A 21655-nucleotide genomic window follows, 5' to 3' on the forward strand; every position below is an offset into this window, starting at 1 on the left:
CGGGACGCTCCAGGTCGCGCGGCGGGTCACGATGCTCCCGTTCAGCGCCGGGGGTCGCGACGACCTGCTCCGCGTCGGCGAGCGAGGCGAAGGCGGGGGCGCCGGCGCGGCAGCAGCCACGGGTCGGCGAGGACGGTGAGGAGGCGCTCCACTCCGCTGTGCAGGTGAGACGGGACGAGGCCGAGGTAGAACAACGCGATCGCCCGGCCGCCGGGAGCGAGGAGCTCGAGCGAGTCGCCGACCGGGTCGTGATGGAGCGCGATGTCGGCCAGGTCGACGTCGCCGGAGGGCAGTGCCGGCCACCGGCTGGTCGACGGGCAGGCGCAGTCGCGGCAGGATCCCGGACGCCGCGGACTGCATGCCGTTGACGTCCCAGGAGAGGGCACGATCTCGGGGGGCAGGGCGCCCGCGGCGAGCCGGTGGGCGCGGGCGGCGAGGCGTGGAGCGAGGCCCGCGTGCAGCGGGGCGAAGCGCGAGACGAGTCCGCCCCTGGCCGCCGAGGAGCTGGTTGACGACGAGCAGCGGCTCGTCGCCGTGCGCGATCTGCACCGCGAGGGCGGCGCTGGGCCGGGGCATCGACCGACCGCGCGGCCGCTCGTCCGGTCCGTCGCTCGCTCGCAGGCGCGCGGTGGCGAGGCCGTGGTCAGCGCCTCGTCGGAGCCGGCCGCGAGGAGCCAGCGCCAGGCCGAGGGGGCGGTGCCGCCGACCCCGTGCGCCGCGACGAAGGCGGCGACGAGCGCGTCGTAGGCGGGGGAGCGGCGCACGAGGCGGCCGAGCGAGGCCCGGTAGCGCTCGAGCTCGCTCCGGATGCCCGGCGGCGGGTCGGCGACCGCGGCGGACGGGGCGGCGTCGACGTAGACCTCGAAGCGGCTGCGGGCCGGGTCGGCTCCGGCAGCGCGGAGGCTCTGCTCGGCGCGGTCGCGCAGGGCGGCGCGGGCGCGGCCCCGCTCGCGGCCTTCGAGCGCGGTCACCCGGCGTGCGTCGGCGGCGATGCCGGTGAGGAGCGCGGTGGCGGGGTGCGCGGGAGCGGAGACGGAGAGGCAGGCCGCGAGGGCATCGAGGCCGCCGCGCTCGCCGTAGGACCAGGGAGCGACGACGCGCAGGAGCCCGGAGTCGAGGAAGCGGACGTAGGAGGCGAAGGGGTCGTCGCCGCCGATCGCGCCGAGCAGGACCCGCAGCGGAACACGTCCGAGCGGCTGCAGGCGCTCGAGGACGCCGCCGCGGAGAGGGACGCGCAGCGTCCGCCGCCGCACGACGTCCGGGCTCTCGAGGAGCGCCGGGACACCGACGGGCTCGCTCGCGGGGTCGAGGCCGCCGGTGTCCAGCGGCTCGACCTCGAAGGCGTGGGCCGCGCGCTCGTCGCGGGCGAGGACGTCGAGCCAGGCCGCGGCGTACGCGTGGGTGACGGCGACGGCGCTCGCGCGGGGCGCGGGGTCGCCGGCCAGGCCCACGGTCGTCAGGGTGCCGAACGGGCTGGTCTTGCGGGCCGCGCGTCCGGCGTACGCCAGCAGGCTGCGACCCGCGTGCCGCCCGGGCAGCAGGGGGTCGCGTCCGGGAGCGGCGGCGAAGTCGGGGCTCGCGTCGGCGATCGCCGTCAGCAGCTCGGGATCCTCGCGGAGCGCCTCGAGGCGGCGGGAGGCGGCCGCGACGCCGGTCGAGACGGCCGCGGAGTACTCGACCGCGAGCGCGGCGTGCTCCGCGGCGAGGGCGGCCCACTGCCGAAGGGGCAGGGATCGATCCCGTGCGCGGAGGGCGACGAGGAGGGCGTCGATCCGCTCGTCGGGCCCGGGAGCCTCGGACCGGGTGCGCCGGCGGACGGCGAGAGCGGTGCGGCGGAGGGCGCGATCGTCGTCGAGGAGCGGCACGAGGGCGTGCAGCGCGTCGCCGGCCGCTCGCCCTCGGCGAGGAGGGCTGCTCGAGGTCGTCGAGCCGGGCGGCGTAGGGCGTCGGCCTCCGCGAGTCCGAGGGCGACGCGCTCGACGGCCAGTCCGGCGACGCGGTCGATGCGGAGGGACGCGCTCGCGGGGGCGCCGGTCGGGGTGGGGCGGGACGCGGTGAGGATCGTCATGAGAGTGCTCCCAGCAGGGTCGTGACGCTCCGGGCGGCGCCCGCGACGAGGGGCGAGGAACAGGAGGCAGCCGACGGCGTAGCCGATGTAGAACCGGCGGCGCGGGGAGACCGCCTGGAGCGCCGGCGACAGAGGCACCTCAGCACGAGGTGGGTGAGGTACGAGCGCCTGGCCGCGCACGTTCACCTCGCCGGCGAGCGCGGAGACCGCGTGGTAGCCGTCCGACGGCGGCTGGACCGGATTGAGGTTCATCACGCAGAGCAGCGCCTGCAGGATGAGCAGGACGAAGGCGAGGTCGCCGATCTCGCCGGGGACGGTCATCGCGACGATCGCGGCGGCGCCGAACCAGAGCTGGTCGTTGACCGGACCGGCGGCGAGAGGAACGCGCGGGCGTGCCGGTCCGGCACGCGGTAGGCGTCGGTGCGGTCGGACGTAGCCGACCGGCATCACGTAGAGCATCAGGCCGATGCCGGCCTCGCGCACCGGCACCCGCAGGTACCTGGCAGACCAGGGCGCGCGCGGTCTCGTGGGCGGCGATCTGCAGGAAGAGCAGCGGGTACACGACCCACACGTGCTCGGGCATCGCCCAGCCGGCGCCCGCGGTGGCGAGGGCGACGGCGCCGAGTACCAGACCGACGGCGGCGAGGGCGCTCAGAGGACCGACCAGCACGCGACCCGGGACCCGCCCGCAGCGGGGCGGTGACCGGCGTCGAGCAGGCGGTCGACGCTGCGGGTGAGGGGCAGTCGGAGCAGGTCGCTCGCACCTGAAGCGGGCGACGCCGCGGCGGCCGCTGATGCGCTCGGGCGGCTCGACGAGCGCGCCGGCCTAGCGCGACTCCGGGCGAGGCGGGCAGGCGGTCGGCGACGGAGTTCGGCGTCGCGCTCGCCCCGGATCCGCTCGACGAGCTCGTCGCCCGTCGTCGCGCCGTCGAAGTGGCAGAGCAGGGGGACGACCTCGCGGCCGAGGGCGACGTAGCGGCCCGAGTCGGCGAGGAAGAGCAGGGGCGGTCGTCGAGCCCCGAGAGGAGCTCGGCGTCGGCGCGCAGCTCGAGCGGGAGCCGAGGAACCAGTCGAGAGGGCGTCCTCGCCGAGCGGGGCGAGGTGACGCGCAGGAGGCCGTGGTGCTCCAGGGGGGCCTCGCTTTCCGGGCGGTGACGATGGGAGGAGAGAACGGTGTAGGTGCCGGCGGTGCGGGCACGGCGCGGAGGAGGGAGCCTCCGTCGCGCGTCCCGCACCGCCGCGGCGGTCAGTCTCCGACGCTGGAGAAGCTGCCGGTCGAGGAGGCCGAGGAGGCCGGGCAGGAGGCCGAGCCGGCCGTGGCGAACGACGCCGCGGTGGTGAAGCCGGCCGCCACCTGGTTGTCGAGCTCGTCGACGGTGAGGTCCTGTGCGAAGAGGTCCTGGTTCTCGCCGGGGATCTGGGTCATGGTCGTGGTCCTTCCGTAGGTGGTGCGAGGGTGGTGCGGATGAGGGTGGTGCGGTGGGCCGGCTCCGGGAGCGGAGCCGGGGTTCGAGCTCGGACCGACTCAGCCGAACGAGGGGAGGCGGAGGCCGGCCGAGGAAGGCGGTCGATCGGGCAGGAGGCGGACCCGAAGGTGCCGGCCGATCCCCACGTGCCGAGGGCGGTCTGCCCGTCGAGCTCGTCGATCGCGAAGTCGCCGTCGAGGTCCTGTGCGGTGAGGTCGTCGCGACCCTGGTCGTCGGTCATGGTGGTGTCCTTCCGTAGTGGGGAGAAGTGAGTGGTGGTGGGAGAGGGGCGAGCCGGCGGCTCAGCCCCAGGAACCGACGGTGCCCAGGCTCGGGCCGAGGACGCGGGGCAGGAGGCCGAGGAGGCGGAGGATCCGGAGCTGAGCGAGGCGAGGGCGGCGTCGCTGGGCAGCTCGCCGATCTCGAGGCCCTCGATGTCGACCGAGAAGAGGTCGTCGTCGTGCGAAGGGGGTCTGGGTCATGGTGCGGTCCTTTCGGTGGGCGGCGCGGGTGTCGAGCCGGTGGGGCGCGGACTACCGGGTGGTGTCCGCGTCGGTGATGTCCTCCCCGGCGCGGTGGCCGAGGGAGGCGGCGAACATGCAGAGCGTTCGCGTAGCCGTCGACGTCGAGGAGTCGGCGGAGTCCGAGGTGAGGAAGCCCGCGGGGGCTCCCGTCGAGGCCGAGGAGAAGGCCTCGAGCAGCGCGGCCGAGCGGCCGCTGCGGCGCGGCGTGTTGGCGAGACGCTCGCCGTGGTCCCCCCAGCGCTCGAGTGCGTCGGCGAACGGGGCGATCGCGACGAGGATCACGGGGAAGGCGCGAACTCGAGCTGGAGCACCAGGTCGTCCGCGTCCTCGTCGTGCAGGTCGGCGAGCGGCTCGAACGCGTCTCCGGCCAGCCGGTAGACGGCGAGGGGCGGCTCCGGCCAGCGCGCCGGGCGGCGACGAGGAGCTCGATGCCGAGGCCTGCGGCGACCTCGTCGGGCCACGCCGCCGCATCCGCCGCGTGGCCGGCCCGGACGACCCGAGGCGACGACGGCGGGATCGAGCGGGACGTCGGAGTGGAACCGCACCGACTCGCGGCGAGCGAGAACCTCGTCGAGGGCGAGGACCGGCTCCGGGACGGCCGCGGGGACCGCCACGCGGGGCAGCGCCGTCGGGCGGACGCCGCTCACGCGGGGGCGGCGGCCGGCGCCCGCGGTCGAGGCGTCGGCGCAGCTGGTCCGGGCCGAGCCGCACCGAGCGCTGCAGGTCGCCGATGATGGCGTGCTGGGCGCGGAGCCCGCCGACCGGGGTGGGGCGGGGGACGTCGAGGGGGAACGCGATCGGATCGCTCGTGGTGGTCATCGTCGGATCCCTTCGGGGTGCTGGTGGCGGTACTGGTGGCGGTGCCCGTGATCGAGACGACCGCGGTGATCGGCTCGAGGTCCTGGTCGATGCCGAGGAGCCCGCCGAACGCGTCGTCGTCCCACGCGGGGGCGACGCGGACGTCGAGGCCGTGCGCCGCGCCGAGGAGGCGCAGGTGCGTCACTCCGACTCCGGCGTCGAGGTGCACGATGCGCCAGCCGAACGCCGCGTACTTCGACGCGACGCGGCCCAGGGCCCCGGTCACGCACGATCACGGCGTCGGCCGCGGGATCGGCGCCGGCGGGCGACTCCTCCGGATCGGCCCAGGGCAGGTGCGCCCACGTGTCGTCGCCGCGCTGGTAGCCGTAGACGCCCGATGCCAGAGCCCTCGACGCGCCGCACCAGGACAGTGATCTGGACCGAGCCGAGGTTGCCGCCCGAGGCCGCCCAGCGGCGGACCTTCCCCTCGCGGGAGTGCCGCCTCGCGGTTGCCGGCGGTGCGGACGACGAGGTCCGAGAGGACGCCGGCCGATCAGCGCGCCGGTGGGGTGCAGGCGGGGCCGTGCGCTCGGCGAGCGGCGACGCGGACCGCGCTCGGCCAGCGCTTCGACTCGCGCTGCAGCAGGATGTTCGACTGCTTGTAGTGGACCTGGTGGTCCTTGGGCGACGAGAGCGACCGCGGGGCGAAGGCGGTCGACGCCTCGAAGGCGTAGGCGAGCGGGATGCCGTCGGGGGTGGACGAGACGGCGACGAGCCGCTCCTGCACGAGGGTGCCGAGATCGACGCGGACCAGCGACTGCTGCGACGGCGCAGTGCCGACGCGCGCCAGGATCGCGGTGATGTCGCCGACGATGAGTGCGGCGGCCAGGGGGTGGTCGGCGGCTCGAGGGTCGTCGTGCGGCTCGGCCTCGATCTGGTCGGCCAGGTCGTCGAACCCGCGCGGTGTAGGACGGATCGACGAACGGGCCGGAGTAGAGGGAGCGGCCGCGCAGTCGCACCGGGTAGACCCCGATGCCCGCCTCGGCGGCGCTGTCGGCGCGGCGGCGGAGCTCGCTCGAGTCGCCCACGAGCACCATGAGGGTGCGGTCCGAGACCGCGTGCGCGGCTCCCGGCACCGCGAGCTCGACGTCGCCGATCTCGGTGCGGCGCAGCTCCTCGACGATCGACTCGGCGAGGGAGCCGGCGGTCGGGCCGGCGTCGACGAGCACGCGGGCCGAGGCAGGCGGCACCGTTCTCGGCTCCCGACGCGTTCACGCGGGTCGAGTCGATGGAGCGGCTGTAGAAGGCGAGGGCGGCGGGATCTGCATCGGCCGGGGCGAGGCTCGCCGTCGGCGTCCTCGAGCAGACCGCTGGCGTAGAGCAAGGCGACCGCGGAGTGGGTGGAGCGCAGCGGACGTCCGGTGTCACCGGCGAGGTCCTCGACGGTGCGGCTGCCGTCGAGCAGGGAGGAAGAGCGCCGAGCACGTCGGCGGCGGCGCGCCCGCCGAGGAGCTGGCGGGTGGGGCCGCCCTCGACGAGGACTCCGTCCTCGCCGGGCACGACCACCAGGCCAGGGGCGAGGCGGGGCAGGCGGGGGAGTCGGAACTGCGGGTCGGCAAGGGCGGCGACGCCCATGGCGTCGGCGGCGAGGACGGCGTTCTCAGGCACGGGCGGTGCTCCTCTCGGTGACGGTGGCGGTGGTGACGGCGGCGGAGACGGCGGCGGTGCTCGCCCGGCCGAACTCGGCGGCGAGGTCGATCCAGGAGGAGTCGGGCCGCGGTACCCCGCAGCGCCGGCAGCCGTGGACCGGGATGAGCTCCGTGCGCTGCACGGTGCCGCTGAGCAGGTGCGCGGTGCGGACGATGTTGCGCTCGTCGGCGATGCGTCCCTCCCGGGCGGCGTCGGCGACCAGGCCGAGCAGGGGCTGCGGCGAGGGAGACGTGGTGGGGGAGGAACCCCGTGGGTCCCGCCGTCTCGTCGGCCGCGTAGCGCTCCCAGAGGGCGCGGGCCTTGCCGATCCCGGCGTCGTGCTGGCGCTGGCGCTTCTCGAAGCACCGCTGGCAGCCTCCGACGGTGTCCGCAGGGCCCCCCGAGCCGCCGGGGACGACGGTCGGGCCGACCCGCAGCCGCGGGTGGGTGAAGACGGCCTGGGCGAACGGCGTGCCCGTCTCGGCGGAGGAGCGGTCGACGGCCTCGAGGAGGGCGGCGGACTCGCGCCAGGCGATCACGATGCGCAGGTCCGGGTGGGGCCAGTGCGCGGGGTCCGTCCCCCGTCCGCCGGCGACGACGTCGGTGCGGGTGACGTCGCCCCGGGCACGCAGCTCGGTGGTCAGTCGGTCGGCGACGGCGACGGCCGCGTCGCCCGCGGCGAGGAGGGTGGACTCTCATGGTGGTTTCCCTTCGGGAGTGCCGTCAGGCGAACGGCTGGGGGAGCGTGGCTGATGCCGGCCTCGTCGGCGGCGGGGTGGCCCATCGCGACGGGGGCGTCGTAGAGACGCGGGTGGGCGAGGTAGCGGCCCGTGTGCACGAAGGACAGCGGCATGAGCTCGGGGACGATGACGCGGGACCACGCGGAACCCGGCGGCGCGCGCCTCCGCTGTCGTGATCTCGACGACGACGGCCTCGGCTCCGGATGCGGGCTGAGCCGGTCGACCATGCCCTGCAGATCGCCCTCGGTGTCCCCCGTCAGCTGCGACGGGATCTCGGACAGCCGCCGTGAGGACACGGACTCGAGCAGGAAGTCGAAGTCCGGATCCGCTCCGGCTGCCCCATGTAGCTGGCGCCGTGGAAGACCGAGGTGAATTCGTCGACGTCGTCCGGCCGGCCGCGGGAGGCCTGCATCGCGATCCTCGAAGAGGCGGACTCGCGGAGCATCTTGGCGACGGAGTCGACCGGATCGAGGGACGTGTTGCACATCACCAGCTGGCCGAGGACGCGGTTCTCGGGCGTGACGTCGATGGAGTAGAACGTCGGCACTCCGACGTCGGTCGTCGCGTCGAAGAAGCGGGTGCGGACGTGGCTCGTGCGGTAGCGCTCGAGGAACGGTGCGCGAGCCGCTCGTCGTCGACGTCGATCTCGAGCTGCGGGAGGGCGAGCCGCTGCAGCCAGGTCAGGGCGATGGAGTCGCGCTCGATCACCTCGCCGAGTCCGTTGACGACGGCCTGGGCGAGCGAGGTTGCGTCGCGCAGCCGGTCGAGATCGGCATCGTGAACCGCTCCGCCATCGTGCGGGCCGGGATGTGCAGCCAGGTGGACACCGCCGGCACGTAGACCGGGCGTCCGTGGGTGAGCGACCAGCCGCGCACCCACCGCAGCGGGGCGGCGGTGTCGACCGCAGCGTGGATCGACCGCGGGTTCCGCAGCTCCGTCTCGGAGCACTGCGGGAAGCGGCGCAGGTCGATCGCCTGCTCGCCGAGCTCGTCCGAGGAGGCCCAGATCAGCTGGTCCTCCTCGACGAAGCAGGAGGCGTAGCGCTCGATCGCCTCGGCGAGGCAGAGCCGGGAGGCCTTCTCGGGATCGAGGGCGCCGCCGGCCCCGTCGATCTGGCCGCGGGTGGAGCGGCCGCCGGTCGACTCCCGCACCGTGTCGTTCAGCGGCGAGAGATCGCCGATCTGGGCGACGTAGATGGGGAAGCCGGGCTCTCCGGGCTGGTTCGGCAGGCGGTCGATGCCGTTGACGACTCCGAACGGGCCGACGAGGCGGTCGAGGTCGGCGAGCCGGCCGAGGTCGTGCTGGGCGCCGAGGGGCGCGGCGGTGGGGGCGGTCACGCTGCTCTCCTTCGAGGCGGTGGCGGTGGCGGGGGCGAGGTCGGGGCGGGCGGCGGACTCGAGGAGGCTCATCGCTTCTCCCCCTGGTCCCAGCGGAAGAGCCACGTGGCGAGTCCTCCGGCGACGACGGCCACCCCGGCCATCACTCCCCAGGCGACCCAGACGTTCGCGGCGTCGGTGGCACCGACGAGATCCACCGAGAGGGCGTTCGCCAGCACCGTGGTCGGCAGCCAGCTCACGACCGCCGAGACCTCCGGCGGGAACACGCTCAGCGGGATGATCGACCCGGACAGCATCAGGGCGACGGGGATCAGCAGCGACACGATGGTCGTCGCGGCCTCGGCGTTCGAGGCGCGGGAGCCGATGAGGTACCCCAGGGCGAAGAGCATGGTCAGCCCGAGCAGCGCGGTCACGATCAGCCGGGGCATCGCCGCGGGACTCACGTAGCCCAGCACCGCGGTGACGCCGACCACGAGGCCCAGCTGGGCGACTCCGAGCAGGAAGCGGGCCGGCGACTGCGACAGGATGAACGTCGACCTCTTCAGCGGAGTCGTTCCGAGCAGCCGCAGCGTGCCCTTGCCGCGCAGGGCGACCACGGGGACCGCGGTGCCGAGCAGCGCGAGGGAGAGGAACGACACCATCACGATCGACGCGAGGCTGTTGCGCAGCGGGTCGTTGACGGGGCTGCCGTCGCTGTAGGCGGTGGTGATCGCCGACTTCGCGATCCCCTCCGACGCCACGGCGTCCACGAGGCCGCGCCACTGGGGCGCCTCGTCCGCGTCGAGCAGCACCTGCGCTCCGGAGGAGCCGAGAGTGACGATCGCGGTCGCGTCGGTGGTGGTCTCGCCGGCGGGGAGGGAGGAGGCGGCGAAGCCGTCGGCCTCGAGCCGGTCGATCAGCGCGGCGCTGCCCGTCGACTCCTGCACGGCGACGACCGGCTGCGGCGACTCCGCGTCGATCGTGTTCGCGAGGAACCAGAACAGGCCGAGGAAGAAGAGGGGAAGAAGAGGAGGAAGAACATCGTCTTCCCGTCGCGCAGCAGCTCCCGCGCATTGGTGAGGCTGAGCTCGGCGAGGGCCGAGCGGGGCGGGGCCTGGAGGGTGGCGGTCATCGGTTCTTCCTTCCTGCCGCTTCGTGCTACCGGTGCGGGAGTCGTAGTCGCTCGTCTCGGCGAGTGCGAGGAAGACGTCCTCGAGCGTCTCGGTGGCGACCGTGAGGTCGCGGGCGCCGGAGCCCGCCGAGGAGAGGTGGGCGAGGAGGGCGTCGGAGTCGGTGGTGGCGATGGTCACCCGGACGCCGGCTCCGGCGGGGCCTGCTCGACCGAGACGACGCCCGGGTGGCGGCGCAGGGCGTCGAGGTCGGCGGCGGCCGGGACGGTGAACGACACCCGGCGCTGCGCCGAGCGCTGGCGGACGAGGTCGTCCGGAGCGCCGAGGGCGACGACCGAGCCGTCGACCACGATCGCGACCCGGTCGCAGAGCACCGTGGCCTCGTCCATGTGGTGCGTCGTGACGACGACGGTGGTGCCGCGGTCGCGGAGGAGGAGACGAGACCCCAGAGGCTCTGCCGGGCGGCGGGGTCCAGCCCCGCCGACGGCTCGTCGAGGACCACGATCTCGGGATCCCCGATCAGCGCGACGCCCAGCAGCAGCCGGCGGCGCTGACCGCCCGAGAGCTTCGACCCGCACTCCCGCCTGGTCCGCCAGGCCGATCCGCTCGGCGATCTCGGCCACCGGACGCGGTGAGGCGTGGAGCGAGGCGAACAGGCGGAGGGTCTCCGCGACGGTGAGCGTGTCGTAGAGGCTCGCCTCCTGCGGCTGCACGCCGACGCGGGTGGTCAGCTGCTCGCGGTCGACGGAGGGGTCCAGGCCCAGCACGCGGACCGTGCCTCCGGTGGGGCGGCGGAGCCCCACGATGAGGTCGATGGTGGTGGTCTTGCCGGCGCCGTTGGGGCCGAGCAGTCCCAGGACCTCGCCGCGGCGGATCTCGAGGTCGATGCCCGCGACGGCGTGGAAGCCGTCGTAGACCTTCTCGAAGTCCGCGGAGCTCGATCACGGTGTCGGTGCGGGAGGCGGTGGCCGCCGAGGAGGCGGTGCCCGGTCGTTCGAGGATGCTCATGCTCTTCCTTCGGTCGGCGTCGGTGCCGACGTGTCGGTCGCGGGGGAGAGGATGGTCACCAGTCCCAGACGTTCGGGGTGGGGACGGGCAGCTCGGGCAGGGGCACCGCGTCGCGGTGGTCGATCGCCGACTGGACGATGTCCGTGGCGGTGGAGGCCGTGATCGCGTCGGCGTGGGCCGGCGTCGCCGCGGCGGCGGTGAGGCCGAGGGCGACGACGGCGGTGACGAGGATGCGACGGGACTTCGACATGTTCTGCTCCTACTCCGGGCGGCCCCGGTGGTGATGCGTCCAGCGGCTGGAGCCGGGCGGTGGTCGTGTCCGCCTCGGTGGCGGTGAGTCGAGACTCGCGGAGGCCTCGGGGCGCCACAACATCACCTTCCGGGCATGCCCGGATGGTGCCATCGGCCCCGTCCGCCCGATCCGGACACGGTGTTCCGAAGGAGCCGTCCGAGGGACGCCGAAGAGCCCCGATCCGCGGAACGGACGGGGATCGGGGGCTCTCGGTGGTGACGGCGGGCGGCGGGTGCAGCACCGGGGACGGGCGGCTCGCGGACGTGCGGCAGGTTGCGGTCACGGCAGGTTCGGGACAGGGCCAGAGGGCCCTCCGCTCACGCCGCCTCGGTCACCCGGCCGCCCTTCAGGAGCAGCCGGCGCTGAGCTCGACGGGCCACGGCGGAGTCGTGCGTGACGATCACCAGCGTCAGCCCCAGGCTCGTCCAGAGCGACTCGAGCAGGGTCATGATGTCGTCCCAGGGTGTCCTCGTCCAGCGCGCCGGTCGGCTCGTCGGCGAGCAGCACCGACGGCTCCTTGACCAGGGCGCGCGCGATGGCGACGCGCTGCTGCTGACCGCCCGACAGCTGCGCCGGCAGATGGTCGGCCCGATCGGCGAGCCCGACGGAGGCGAGGGCGGCGCGCGCCCGCTCCGACCGCTCCGCGGCTCCGATCCTCTGCGGGGCGAGCGCCGTCTCGACGTCCTCGAGCGCGCTGAGCGTCGGGATCAGGTTGAAGCTCTGGAACACGATGCCCACCTCCGACGCCCGGATCGCCGCGAGCCGGCGGTCGCCCGCGGAGGAGATCTCGTGCTCGCCGAGCACGACGGTGCCCGAGGTGGGCCGGTCGAGGGCGCCGAGCATCTGCAGCAGCGTCGACTTGCCCCCGCCGGTCGGACCCTGGATCGCGACCATCTGGCCGTCCGGGATGGTGAGGGTGACGTCCTTCAGCGCGGTGACGGGGGTCTTCGCGCCGGTGTAGCTCTTGGTGACGTTCGTGAGGGTGTACATGTCGTCCTTCGGATCGAGGAGGGAGGGGGTCAGCCGACGGAGCGGAGCGCCGCGGCGGGGCGCAGCCGCGCGGCCCGCCAGCCGCCGAGCGAGCCGGCGAGGACTCCGCCGAGGATCGACAGCCCGACGGCGAGGAGGAGCACCGGGACGGTGACCGGAAGTGAGAGCGCGACCTCGGTGGCGGTGGCCGCCGGGGCGGCTCCCGGCCCGAACCCTCCTCCGGGGCCCGCCGCGACGCTCGCAGCGGAGGAGCCCGACAGGGTCGGCGCGACGGCGTTCACGATCGCGATGCCGGCGAGGCCCAGGGCGATGCCGACGGCGCCTCCGATCAGCCCCTGCACGACCGACTCTCCGGCCACCTGGCGCACGAGGGCGCCGTTCGACCAGCCGATCGCCTTCAGGGTGCCGAACTCGCGGGTGCGGCGGGCGACTCCCGAGAGGGTGAAGAGCGAGGCGATCAGGAACGCGGCGGCCAGCACGAGCAGCGACAGCCAGGTGCCGAGGTCCGCGACGAGATCGCCGGCGGTCGAGAGGGATCCCGACACGGTGGAGGCGAGGTCGGCCTGCGTCGAGACGGTGCTGTCGGGCAGTGCCGCCTCGAGTTCGGACTGGATCCTCGTGATGTCGTCGGCCGACGCGGCCTGCACGTAGACCGACGAGATCAGGCCGGTCTCGCCCGAGAGCGTCTGCGCGACGTCGAGGGGGACGTAGGTGTCGGAGGCGGTGCTCGCGTCGGGCGAGTCCGTCGTCACGATGCCGATCACGGTGAACGCGGTGCCGCCGACCTCGAGGGTCGAGCCGACCGTCAGTGCGGCGGTCGTGGCGTAGGAGGAGTCGAGCACGACCACGTCCTGCCCCGCGTCCTCCGCGGTGAAGGTGCGCCCGTCGGTGAGGACCACATCGGCGAGGGGGCCGATCGCGCTGCCTGCCGGGTCGAGGCCGAGCACCGAGAACGAGTCGACGCCGAAGGAGGAGCCGCCCGCGCCGTCGGGACCGCCCGCGGGGGCCTCCCCGGCCGCGGCATCGCCCGGTGCGGCGGCGGCGCCGCGGTCGGGCAGCCTCGCCCGAGAACGTCGTGCTGGTGAGCGAGAGCACCCCGATCGCGGTCTGCACACCCTCGACGCCGAGCGCCGTGGCGACGGCGGACGCGTCGAACGCCGTCGTGCCGCGGTCGACCTCGAGGCGCGACTGGCTGACGGACGTCGTGCCGTCCTGGGTCGTGCCGTCGGCCTCGCCGAAGTCGAACCGCTGGCCGCCGTCGCCCGCGGCGGGCGCGGCGGCGGCCTGCGTCACGGTGATGTCGGTGCCCACTCCGTAGACGGAGGTCGAGGACGGACGCCTGCGCGTTCCGCACCCCCTGCGGAGAACGAGGAGACGAGCAGGACGAGGGCGATGGCGAGGGCGGTGCCGGCGGCGACGACGATCGTCTGCCGTCGCCGGTTCAGGAGCTCTCGCCGGAGGTAGGTGGCGAACATCGTGTCCTTCGAGTCGGGGAGGGGCGCCCGGGAGCGGGACGCGGGGCGGAGAGGTCCGCCCGGTTCCCCCGACGGTAGGGACGCGGTTTCTGCGCGCTGTATCGAGCGGTTGTGGGTCGCCTATGAGGCGCCGCCCGCGGACCGCCCCCCTCCGACACGGGGGCGCTGTTCCGCGCCATGTCGGCGAGCCGGAGCGAGGCGCCCCCGGTCGAGGGTGACGGGCAGTGCGGCGCGGCGCCGGAGTCGATCACCGGGCGACTGCCCCGGGATCACGCGGAACCTCCCGGCCGAGAAGGCCAGACGGCTCCCAGGGGAACCGTCAGACGAAGAGGAGTCGAGGAATCGTCGACCCGGGCCGAGGCGTGCGGAGCGCGCCCCCGGCCTCTCCCTACCTTTCCCCTACGGACGTGGGGTGATCACCGCACTGCCGCCCTCCGACCTCCTTCCTCCGGAAGGGAACACGTGCCCGAGAACTCCATCTCCCGCCGCAGTCTCACCAAGTCCGCCGCCTGGAGCGTCCCCGTCGTCGCCGTGGCGGTCGCCGCTCCGATGGCCGCCGCGTCGACCACTGCGATCGACCTCGTCGTGACGCGCACCTGCTACGGGCTCGGCCTTCGGCCGAGGAACCGCACCCCGCTTCACCGTCACCACGGTCGACGGCTCGCTGATCCCGCAGAACACGACGCTCCGCCTCGCGGGCAACTCCCTCGTGAGCGTCGGGGTGACCGCGAGTGGTGCCGCAGTCGGTGCGCCTCAGCGGCGGTGCGCAGATCCTGACCGTGACCGCGCCGGTCGCCAGCGTGACCGTCACCTGGAGCGCCGCTCGCCGTCATCCTCGACGGCTACTTCTCGCTCTCGGTTCAGTCGCTCCCCACCGGGTACGACGGACGGCAACCGCGCGAACAACGCCGCGGCAGCCGAATTCACCGGTGCGAGCGTCGCCGGAATCTTCATCGGCACCTGCGGCCTCGTCGACCTCCGCGTCTGAGCGGACGAAACAGGAAGGGCGGAGGCGGAAGCCTCCGCCCTTCCGTCGTTCCCGCACCCTTCCCCCGCGCCCGCCGCGGTCCTAGGCTCGCGCTCATCCGGAACGAGCCGACGGAGGCGCCGATCATGACTGCGACACGCGAGAAGACCACCGCCCCGCCCGAGCTGAAGCGGGTCCTCGGACCCAAGCTCCTGCTCCTGTTCGTGGTCGGCGACATCCTCGGCACGGGCATCTACGCCCTCACCGGGCAGGTCGCGGCCGAGGTCGGCGGAGCGGCGTGGCTGCCGTTCCTCATCGCGTTCGCCGTCGCGACGCTCACCGCCTGCTCCTACCTCGAGCTCGTGACGAAGTTCCCGCAGGCGGCCGGAGCCGCGCTCTACGCGCACAAGGCGTTCGGCATCCACTTCATCACCTTCCTCGTCTGCTTCACGGTGATGGCGAGCGGCATCACGTCGGCGTCCGCCGCGTCCGGCGTCTCGCGAGCAACTTCGCCATCGGCTTCGGCCTGGGCGAGGGGGCCGGCGTCAAGATCACGATCGCGCTGGTCTTCATGGTGCTGATCGCGCTGGTGAACCTCCCGGGGTCGCCGAGAGCGTGGGCCTGAACGTCGTGCTGACCCTGATCGAGCTCTCGGGCCTGCTGCTCGTGATCTTCGTCTGCTTCTTCGCCGTCTTCGGCGGGCAGGCCGACTTCTCGCGGGTCGTCGCCTTCGAGACGTCGGGCGACAAGTCGCTGCTGCTCGCGGTGAGCACGGCCACCTCGCTCGCCTTCTTCGCGATGGTGGGCTTCGAGGACTCGGTCAACATGGCGGAGGAGGACCAAGGAGCCCAGCCGCATCTTCCCGAAGGTCATGCTCACCGGGCTCGGCATCACCGCCGTGGTCTACATCCTCGTCTCGACCCTCGCTGTCGCGATCGTGCCCGTCGGCGAGCTCGCCGGCAACGACACTCCGCTCGTCACGGTCGTCGAGACCGCCGCGCCCGACTTCCCGATCTCGACGCTGCTGCCGTTCATCTCGCTGTTCGCGGTGGCCAACAGCGCGCTGATCAACATGATGATGGCGAGCCGGCTGCTCTACGGCATGAGCAAGCAGGGTGTCCTCCCGCCGTTCCTGAAGAACGTGCTTCCGGGGCGCCGCACGCCGTGGGCGGCGATCCTCTTCACCACCGTCATCGCGCTGCTGCTCACCGCGTACGTGTCGCGCGACACGCAGAACCCCATCGCGGTCCTGCTCGGCGGCACCACGTCGCTCCTGCTCCTCGCGGTCTTCGCGGTGGTCAACGTCTCGGTCCTCGTGCTGCGCAGGCAGCCCGTCGAGCACTCCCACTTCCGCACGCCCACCGCGCTGCCCGTGATCGGCGCGCTCGCCTGCGTCTACCTGGTGCTGCCGATCACCTCGGGCCGCGACATCGCCCAGTACGAGATCGCGGCGGTGCTGCTCGTGATCGGCGTGCTGCTGTGGTTCGCGACCTTCATCGACCGGCGTGTGCGCGGCTACGCCCGCTCGGCGGCCGTCGAGGAGCCGGAGAAGGCCGGCGTCGCGGCACCGGACGCGCACGGCGAGGACATCGGCCGTTGATAGCGGGGTCATAGGGAACCTCCCGATACTGGGAGGCATGCCCAGCCCCGCTCCCTCGAAGCACCTCGCCCCCGCGCAGCGCACGCGCCTCAAGCGGGCCGACGGATCCCCGATCCGCGTCCTCGTCGTCGACGACGAGAGCACTCTGACCGACCCGCTGCAGATGGCTCTGCGCTACGAGGGCTGGGAGGTGCGCACCGCGGCCGAGGGCCGTTCGGCGATCACCCTGGCGCGCGAGTTCCGGCCCGATGTGATCGTCCTCGACGTGATGCTGCCCGACATCGACGGGCTGCAGGTGCTGCAGCGGGTGCGCGCCGACGGCAGCCAGACGCCCGTGCTCTTCCTCACCGCCAAGGACGCCCTCGACGACCGCATCGCGGGGCTGACCGCGGGCGGCGACGACTACGTGACCAAGCCCTTCTCCCTCGAGGAGCTCGTGGCCAGGATGCGCGGCCTCATCCGCCGCAGCACCCTGCTCGCGAACGACGCCGACGACCCCCGTGTCGTCGTCGGCGACCTCGAGCTCGACGAGGACAGCCACGAGGTGCGCCGCGGCGACACGTCCATCGAGCTCACGGCCACCGAGTTCGAGCTGCTGCGCTTCCTGATGCGCAACCCCCGGCGGGTGCTCAGCAAGGCGCAGATCCTCGACCGCGTCTGGTCGTACGACTTCGGCGGCAAGTCGAGCGCTCGTCGAGATCTACATCTCGTACCTCCGCAAGAAGATCGACGCCGGGCGCGCGCCGATGATCCACACGGTGCGCGGTGCCGGCTACCTGCTGAAGCCCGCCGACTAGTGGCCTCCCGCCCCGCCTTCGGCGACTTCGCGACCCGATCGGCGCTGCGCGGCTCCCGTTCCGGGCGATCCGGCGGGCGGGTGCCGTGGACGCTGCGGCGCCGCATGGTGCTCGCCGTCGTCCTGATGGTGGCGATCACCGCTGGAGTGGTCGGTGCGGTGAGCGTGCTGTCGCTGCGCGGGATCCTCTACGAGAGCACCGACACGCAGCTCTCGCAGTCGCTGAAACGGCTGCAGGAGTTCGACGGCCCGGGGCCGTTCGCGGGCCCGTCGGGCATCGAGCGCGCGACCTCGTGCCCCGACGACTCGTTCGGCGGCCCGAGCCAGAACCTCAGCACGATCACGGCGGTGCGCGGCGGCGACGGCTCCTTCGTCGGCGCCTACATCGACGGCGACGGCGACTGCCGCCAGTTCGCGGAGGAGCCGGACTCGGTCCTCGCGCAGGCGGTCGCGGCCGGGGGAGACGAGACGACGGTCGATCTCGGCGGCGCCCTCGGCGCGTACCGGACGCAGGCGGCCGTCGTGGACGGCTCCGTCGTCGTCGTGGGCGTGCCGCTGGGCGGGACGACGGAGGTCCTCGGCTCGCTGACGGCGGTGGTCGTCGCGATCACCCTGCTCGCGATGCTGCTGGTCGCCCTCCTCGCCACGGCGATCATCCGCGTCGCCCTCCGACCGCTCGACCGCGTCGAGGCGACCGCGACCCGCGTGGCCGAGCTGCCGCTCGAGCGCGGTGCGGTGGAGCTGGTCGAGCGCGTCCCGGAGGAGGACGCCGACACCCGCACCGAGGTCGGCCGCGTGGGCGCCGCCTTCAACCGCATGCTCGATCACGTCACCGGGGCGCTCCAGGCGCGCGAGGCGAGCGAGAGCAAAGTGCGCCAGTTCGTCGCCGACGCGTCGCACGAGCTGCGCACGCCGCTGGCCGCGATCCGCGGCTACGCCGAGCTGCCCCGCCGCGGTGAGGCCGAGCTGTCCGAGGCCGCCGCCTACTCCCTCGACCGGATCGAGTCGGCCGCGACCCGGATGACCTCGCTCGTCGAGGACCTGCTGCTCCTCGCCCGGCTCGATGAGGGCCGCGACCTCGAGAAGGAGCCGGTGGACCTGACGATGCTGCTGATCGAGGCGGTCTCGGACGCCCACGTCGCCGGTCCCGACCACGAGTGGGACCTCGAGCTGCCGGAGGAGCCCGTCGAGATCCGCGGCGACGGCTTCCGCCTGCACCAGGTGCTCGCGAACCTGCTGCGCAATGCGACCGTGCACACCCCGCCCGGCACGCGTGTCGTGGCGGCGCTCGCCGAGGAGCGCGATGACCGGGGTCGGCCGATCGCGGTCGTGACGGTCACCGACTCCGGGCCCGGCATCGCCCCCGAGCTCGTCCCCGTGCTGTTCGAGCGCTTCGCCCGCGGCGACTCCTCGCGCGCCCGCACGACCGGATCGACGGGGCTGGGGCTCGCGATCGTCGCCGCGGTCGTCGACGCGCACGGCGGACGCGTGCTCGTGGACTCGGAGCCGGGCCGCACCGCGTTCCGCGTGGAGCTGCCGGCCTAGACCGACACCCGATGCGCCGGCGCGCGTCGTCGAGCGCGCGCGCCACCTGCAAGTCTCCGTGCCGTCTGCAGGCCTCCGTGTGATGTGCAGGTGATCCGACAGAGAAAGGGCTTCCCGCCGCGGATGCTCGTCCGTCACCGGCAGGATCCCCTGCAGATGGTGCGCACCCTGCCGAGGACGCACGTTCCACGGCATCCGCCCGTCTCGCAGGGGCTCGTCCGATGTGCAGGGGATCGGAGCGGTGCGGCGCGATTCCGCCGCAGGAGCAGGCCTCGATCAGGTCGCATCCCCTGCGGATCGTGCAAGTGCCTGCGAATCGTGCAGGCGCCTGCAGATCGTGCAAGCGCCTGCCGATCGAGCATCGCCCGGCGGTGGGACCCGAGCGCCCTAGACCGACACCCCGATGCGCCGGCGCGCGTCGTCGAGCGTGCGCACCACCTGGACGACCTCGTCGAGCGGATGCAGCGGCGACTCCGTGCGCCCCTCGGCCAGGTAGGTCGCGAGGTGCACCGCCTCCCACGCCAGTCCCTCCCCGGCACGCAACGGCGACTCGTCGAGCCAGGTGCCGGAGTCGTCCCCGCGCGTGAGCGTCACCCCGCCCGGACGCCAGAACGCCGGGTGCACGTCGATCCGGCCCTCGCTGCCCGCGACGCTCGCGGCCTGCAGCGTGTCGGCCAGCACGGTGGAGGTGGCGAGCGACTGCACGCCGCCCGCGTGGCGGCCGACGATCGTGGCGGTCGCGTCGACTCCGGTGTCCGTCAGGCCGCCCGAGACGACCGTGCTCTGCGGAGTGCCGGCGATCATCGAGACGAACGAGGACGCGTACACGCCGACGTCGAGCAGCCCGCCGCCCCGCGAGCGCGGGGTCGAAGATGCGGCTCGTGGGGTCGAAGGGGAACGCCGCGCCGAAGTCGGCCGAGACCAGGGCGGGCGCCCCGACGGCGCCGTCCTCCATCAGGCGGCGCACCACGTCCATGTGCGGGAGGTAGCGCATCCACATGGCCTCCATCGCGAAGACCCCGGCGTCGCGCGCGGCGTGCACGATCATCTCGGCCTCGCCCGGAGTGGGTGCGAACGGCTTCTCCACCAGGATGTGCTTGCCCGCGGCGATCGCGAGCAGCGCCTGCCGCGCGTGCTCCGAGTGCGGCGACGCGATGTAGACGACGTCGACCTCGGGATCGTTCACGACGGCCTCGTAGCCGGCGGACGCGCGGGCGATGCCGAAGCGGTTCGCGAACTCCTGCGCGCGCTCCAGCGAGCGCGAGCCGACGGCGACGACCTCCTGGCGAGGTGCGGCGCAGCGCTTCCACGAAGCTGGTGGCGATGCCGCCCGGGGCCAGGATCCCCCATTTCAGAACGGGGGAGTCGAGGAGGGAGGAGCCGGGGTTTCGGGAGCGTCAGTGCCATCCCTCCACGCTAGGGCCCCGGCGCGGCCGCGCGCGAGGGGTCAGCGGCCGCGCGCGAGACGTCGGTGCCGGCGCGCGAGGGCTCAGTGCCCGCGCCGCAGCACCCGCTTCAGCAGCGGCACCGGCTCCCGCTCGGTCGGCTCCTCCACCTCGAGCCCGTAGAAGCGGCCGATGTCGCCGACGAACGCGGCCCGCCGGGCCCTGTCGTAGGCCCGCAGCTCGCGGCGGAACGCGATCACCGTGGCGACGCACATCAGGATCATCACCACGCTGAAGGGCAGGGCCGAGAGGATCGCCGCCGTCTGAAGGGCGTCGAGACCTCCCGCGATCAGCAGCGCGATCGCGAGCAGCGCCGTCGCGAGGGCGAAGAACACGCGGATCGGGTTCTTCGGCTCCACGGAGCCGCCGGTCGCGATCATCGCCATGACCAGGGCGCCGGAGTCGGCCGAGGTGACGAAGAAGACCCGATCAGGAGGATCGCGCCCAACGTGACGACGGCGCCGCCGGGCAGATCCGCGAGCATCTGGAACAGAGCGAGGTCGGAGTCGACGGCACCGCCCGCGCCGACCAGTCCGCCTGCGCCGTACAGCTCGCGGTGGAGGGCCGTGCCGCCGAGCACGCTGAACCACAGGAACGTCATGATCGTCGGCACGAGCAGCACACCGGCGACGAACTCCCGGACGGTGCGGCCCTTCGAGACGCGGGCGATGAAGATGCCGACGAACGGCGCCCACGACATCCACCAGCCCCAGTAGAACGTCGTCCACGAGGCCTGCCACTGCTCGCCGCTCTCGCCGGCGAACGCGCTCACGGTGAAGGAGAGGCCGAGGAGGTTTCTGGAGGTAGTTGCCGAGCGACTGCACGAACTCGCGCAGGAGGAACTGCGTCGGCCCCGCGAACAGGACGAACAGCAGCAGCGCGCCGGCCAGGATCAGGTTGCCGGACGAAAGCCACTTCATGCCCTTGCCCACGCCGGACACGAGCGAGAGGATCGTGAGCCCGGTGACCACGGCGATGACGACGAGCTGCACAGTGAGCGAGGACTCGACGACGCCGGAGGCCCGAGCCCGGCCGAGATCTGCGTGACTCCGAGGCCCAGCGAGGTCGCGACTCCGAACATCGTGCCGATCAGGGCGACGACGTCGATCGCGTTGCCCCAGCCGCCGCGCACCCGTCTCCCGAGCAACGGCTCGAGGGCCCAGCGGATCGACACGGGGCGGCCCCGCCGGTGGATCGCGTACGCGAGAGCGAGGCCGACGACCACGTAGATCGCCCACGCGTGCACGCCCCAGTGCAGGAACGTCTGCGACAGCGCGCTCTGCGCGAGCTGCTGCTCGGTGCCCGTCACTCCGGGACGCGGATTCGCGAAATGGTTGAGCGGCTCGGCGACGCCGTAGAACACCAGACCGATGCCCATACCGGCGGCGAACAGGAGGGCGATCCAGGCGGCCATCGAGAACTCGGGCTCGTCGTCGTCCTTGCCGAGCTTGATGTCGCCGAAGCGGCTGACCCCCATCCAGATCGCGAACGCCACGAACGCGGCGGCGATCAGCACGTAGTACCAGCTGAAGGTGTTGACCACGGTCGTCTGGAGGGAGGCGAACACCTCGGTCGCCGTGCCCGGCGCGAGGAGTGCGAAGGCGACGATCGCGAGGATCAGGATCGCGGCGGGCCAGAAGACCCACGGGGCGAGCCTCTGGGTGGGGCGCGCGGAGTCGGTCGCGACCGCTGTCTCGGTCATGGTGGAACCCTCTCGTCGAAACGGACAAGGGTACACGGCCTGCTCCGGAGCCCGCCTAGGCTCGGTCCGTGACCCCCACCGCTCCCGCGCCGCGGCGCCGCAAC

The 21655-nt window shown here is 73.5% G+C and carries 20 protein-coding genes and 7 pseudogenes; 6 read left to right on the plus strand and 21 right to left on the minus strand.

The genetic code is table 11. From position 1 onward, the window contains the following. Positions 1-41: 41 nt before the first annotated feature. On the minus strand, positions 42-1865 hold the full coding sequence (locus AC0CII_RS22060; protein WP_465230639.1) for a hypothetical protein: 1824 nt from the start codon (positions 1863-1865) through the stop codon (positions 42-44). Between the two features lie 669 nt (positions 1866-2534). On the opposite strand from AC0CII_RS22060, the gene AC0CII_RS22065 reads away from it, so the two are divergent. Continuing rightward, the gene (locus AC0CII_RS22065) at positions 2535-2771 is read left to right on the plus strand and encodes a hypothetical protein (RefSeq protein WP_465230640.1); all 237 of its coding nucleotides are present in this window, start codon (positions 2535-2537) and stop codon (positions 2769-2771) included. 543 nt (positions 2772-3314) lie between these two features. On the opposite strand, the gene AC0CII_RS22070 is transcribed toward AC0CII_RS22065, so the two are convergent. The 16 genes and pseudogenes from AC0CII_RS22070 to AC0CII_RS22145 all read right to left on the minus strand — a co-directional run bounded on the left by AC0CII_RS22070 (position 3315) and on the right by AC0CII_RS22145 (position 13136). Further along, positions 3315-3494 carry a thiocillin family RiPP gene (locus AC0CII_RS22070; protein WP_465230641.1) on the minus strand — a complete coding sequence of 60 codons (180 nt, stop codon included), beginning with the start codon at positions 3492-3494 and terminating at the stop codon, positions 3315-3317. Continuing rightward, complete coding sequence (locus AC0CII_RS22075; protein ID WP_465230642.1) at positions 3491-3775, minus strand: thiocillin family RiPP; 285 nt, start codon at positions 3773-3775, stop codon at positions 3491-3493. The genes AC0CII_RS22070 and AC0CII_RS22075 overlap by 4 nt, the downstream gene beginning before the upstream one ends. A gap of 144 nt (positions 3776-3919) precedes the next feature. Beyond that, positions 3920-3970 (minus strand): annotated as a pseudogene (locus AC0CII_RS22080) (hypothetical protein); the annotation flags it as partial. Between the two features lie 97 nt (positions 3971-4067). After that, the gene (locus tag AC0CII_RS22085; protein WP_465230643.1) at positions 4068-4340 is read right to left on the minus strand and encodes a hypothetical protein; all 273 of its coding nucleotides are present in this window, start codon (positions 4338-4340) and stop codon (positions 4068-4070) included. Further along, positions 4337-4705 (minus strand): hypothetical protein, encoded by a 369-nt coding sequence (locus AC0CII_RS22090; protein ID WP_465230644.1) that lies wholly within the window; start codon positions 4703-4705, stop codon positions 4337-4339. The genes AC0CII_RS22085 and AC0CII_RS22090 overlap by 4 nt, the downstream gene beginning before the upstream one ends. Next, a complete protein-coding gene (locus AC0CII_RS22095) occupies positions 4702-5142 on the minus strand; it encodes a hypothetical protein (protein WP_465230645.1) in 441 nt (146 codons plus the stop codon). Before AC0CII_RS22095 ends, AC0CII_RS22090 begins: the two co-directional genes overlap by 4 nt. Positions 5143-5409: 267 nt before the next feature. Continuing rightward, positions 5410-6240, minus strand: a complete 831-nt coding sequence (locus AC0CII_RS22100) for a hypothetical protein (protein WP_465230646.1) — start codon at positions 6238-6240, stop codon at positions 5410-5412. Positions 6241-6280: 40 nt separating this feature from the next. Then, entirely contained in the window at positions 6281-7084 is an 804-nt protein-coding gene (locus AC0CII_RS22105; RefSeq protein WP_465230647.1) for a hypothetical protein, read from the minus strand. A 101-nt stretch (positions 7085-7185) separates the two neighbouring features. Continuing rightward, positions 7186-7581 carry a hypothetical protein gene (locus tag AC0CII_RS22110; RefSeq protein WP_465230648.1) on the minus strand — a complete coding sequence of 132 codons (396 nt, stop codon included), beginning with the start codon at positions 7579-7581 and terminating at the stop codon, positions 7186-7188. Further along, entirely contained in the window at positions 7542-7964 is a 423-nt protein-coding gene (locus AC0CII_RS22115; RefSeq protein WP_465231059.1) for a YcaO-like family protein, read from the minus strand. The genes AC0CII_RS22110 and AC0CII_RS22115 overlap by 40 nt, the downstream gene beginning before the upstream one ends. Positions 7965-7989: 25 nt before the next feature. Next, on the minus strand, positions 7990-8694 hold the full coding sequence (locus AC0CII_RS22120; protein WP_465230649.1) for a YcaO-like family protein: 705 nt from the start codon (positions 8692-8694) through the stop codon (positions 7990-7992). After that, a complete protein-coding gene (locus AC0CII_RS22125; RefSeq protein ID WP_465230650.1) occupies positions 8691-9911 on the minus strand; it encodes an ABC transporter permease in 1221 nt (406 codons plus the stop codon). The genes AC0CII_RS22120 and AC0CII_RS22125 overlap by 4 nt, the downstream gene beginning before the upstream one ends. 449 nt (positions 9912-10360) lie before the next feature. Beyond that, positions 10361-10618 (minus strand): annotated as a pseudogene (locus AC0CII_RS22130) (ATP-binding cassette domain-containing protein); the annotation flags it as partial. 176 nt (positions 10619-10794) lie between these two features. Further along, positions 10795-10989 (minus strand): hypothetical protein, encoded by a 195-nt coding sequence (locus AC0CII_RS22135; protein ID WP_465226438.1) that lies wholly within the window; start codon positions 10987-10989, stop codon positions 10795-10797. A gap of 359 nt (positions 10990-11348) precedes the next feature. Next, a pseudogene (locus AC0CII_RS22140) lies at positions 11349-12021 on the minus strand (ABC transporter ATP-binding protein). A 29-nt stretch (positions 12022-12050) separates the two neighbouring features. After that, positions 12051-13136, minus strand: a complete 1086-nt coding sequence (locus AC0CII_RS22145) for an ABC transporter permease (RefSeq protein WP_465230651.1) — start codon at positions 13134-13136, stop codon at positions 12051-12053. Here AC0CII_RS22145 and AC0CII_RS22150 point away from each other — a divergent pair. Beyond that, positions 13103-13339 carry a hypothetical protein gene (locus tag AC0CII_RS22150; RefSeq protein WP_465230652.1) on the plus strand — a complete coding sequence of 79 codons (237 nt, stop codon included), beginning with the start codon at positions 13103-13105 and terminating at the stop codon, positions 13337-13339. The two genes, AC0CII_RS22145 and AC0CII_RS22150, sit on opposite strands and share 34 nt — an antisense overlap. Here the strand turns inward: AC0CII_RS22150 and AC0CII_RS22155 are convergent. After that, positions 13311-13496: a hypothetical protein gene (locus AC0CII_RS22155; RefSeq protein ID WP_465230653.1), complete on the minus strand. Its 186-nt coding sequence runs from the start codon at positions 13494-13496 to the stop codon at positions 13311-13313. The genes AC0CII_RS22150 and AC0CII_RS22155 overlap by 29 nt on opposite strands. 462 nt (positions 13497-13958) lie before the next feature. On the opposite strand from AC0CII_RS22155, the gene AC0CII_RS22160 reads away from it, so the two are divergent. The 4 genes and pseudogenes from AC0CII_RS22160 (at position 13959) to AC0CII_RS22175 (ending at position 18404) form a co-directional block, all read left to right on the plus strand. Continuing rightward, positions 13959-14273, plus strand: coding sequence for a hypothetical protein (locus tag AC0CII_RS22160; RefSeq protein ID WP_465230654.1), 315 nt, complete (start codon positions 13959-13961; stop codon positions 14271-14273). 336 nt (positions 14274-14609) lie between these two features. Continuing rightward, positions 14610-16063 (plus strand): annotated as a pseudogene (locus tag AC0CII_RS22165) (APC family permease). Between the two features lie 37 nt (positions 16064-16100). Next, positions 16101-16860 (plus strand): annotated as a pseudogene (locus AC0CII_RS22170) (response regulator transcription factor). An 80-nt stretch (positions 16861-16940) separates the two neighbouring features. Next, positions 16941-18404: a sensor histidine kinase gene (locus AC0CII_RS22175; protein WP_465231060.1), complete on the plus strand. Its 1464-nt coding sequence runs from the start codon at positions 16941-16943 to the stop codon at positions 18402-18404. Between the two features lie 387 nt (positions 18405-18791). Here AC0CII_RS22175 and AC0CII_RS22180 read toward each other — a convergent pair whose 3' ends face one another. From AC0CII_RS22180 to AC0CII_RS22190, 3 genes and pseudogenes are all read right to left on the minus strand, one after another. Continuing rightward, the gene (locus AC0CII_RS22180) at positions 18792-19232 is read right to left on the minus strand and encodes a hypothetical protein (protein ID WP_465230655.1); all 441 of its coding nucleotides are present in this window, start codon (positions 19230-19232) and stop codon (positions 18792-18794) included. A 238-nt stretch (positions 19233-19470) separates the two neighbouring features. Continuing rightward, a pseudogene (locus tag AC0CII_RS22185) lies at positions 19471-19659 on the minus strand (Gfo/Idh/MocA family protein); the annotation flags it as partial. Between the two features lie 234 nt (positions 19660-19893). Continuing rightward, positions 19894-21551: pseudogene (locus tag AC0CII_RS22190) on the minus strand (BCCT family transporter). Between the last annotated feature and the right edge of the window lie 104 nt (positions 21552-21655).

The sequence above is a fragment of the Rathayibacter sp. AC182 genome, from assembly GCF_979253875.1.

Excerpts from the sequence above, each read along its gene's own strand:
- AC0CII_RS22065 (WP_465230640.1), top strand. The coding sequence starts at position 2,535 with ATGCCGGCCTCGCGCACCGGCACCCGCAGGTACCTGGCAGACCAGGGC.
- AC0CII_RS22070 (WP_465230641.1), bottom strand. The coding sequence starts at position 3,494 with ATGACCCAGATCCCCGGCGAGAACCAGGACCTCTTCGCACAGGACCTC.
- AC0CII_RS22075 (WP_465230642.1), bottom strand. The coding sequence starts at position 3,775 with ATGACCGACGACCAGGGTCGCGACGACCTCACCGCACAGGACCTCGAC.
- AC0CII_RS22120 (WP_465230649.1), bottom strand. The coding sequence starts at position 8,694 with ATGAGCCTCCTCGAGTCCGCCGCCCGCCCCGACCTCGCCCCCGCCACC.
- AC0CII_RS22135 (WP_465226438.1), bottom strand. The coding sequence starts at position 10,989 with ATGTCGAAGTCCCGTCGCATCCTCGTCACCGCCGTCGTCGCCCTCGGC.
- AC0CII_RS22155 (WP_465230653.1), bottom strand. The coding sequence starts at position 13,496 with ATGTTCGCCACCTACCTCCGGCGAGAGCTCCTGAACCGGCGACGGCAG.